Origin of the sequence: Halorubrum sp. SS7, assembly GCF_005435055.1 — an archaeon.
Classification (GTDB): Archaea; Halobacteriota; Halobacteria; order Halobacteriales; family Haloferacaceae; genus Halorubrum; species Halorubrum salinarum.
On the sequence record NZ_SGXV01000468.1, the window covers coordinates 1 to 324 of the forward strand.

Below are 324 nucleotides of genomic sequence, written 5' to 3' on the forward strand. Positions count from 1 at the left end.
CAGGTCGTTCCCGTGCGTCGCGTCGACGCCGTACAGGAACGGGATCCCGTTTGGCGCGTTCTCCACGTTGTACTCCTGAAGCGCGTTCACGCCGCTGACCACCTCGTTTCCGTCGAAACTTGGGGGGACCGCTCCCCCGGAGAGCACCGACCCGACGGCGAGCTCGGAGAAGAGCTCGCCCACGGTGTCGACCTCGAAGTTGTCCGGCACGTTCGACCCCTCCGGCTCCGGTTCGAAGGAACCGATCGCGACCTGCGTCATCTGTCCGGCCTTCTCGCGGAGCGACATCTCGGCGAGGAGCGACTCGACGTCCGTCCCGGTCTG

The 324-nt window shown here is 66.7% G+C and carries 1 pseudogene; it reads right to left on the reverse strand.

Features of this window, described 5'->3' with window-relative positions:
- A pseudogene (locus EXE44_RS18825) lies at positions 1-324 on the reverse strand (glycoside hydrolase family 3 N-terminal domain-containing protein); the annotation flags it as partial.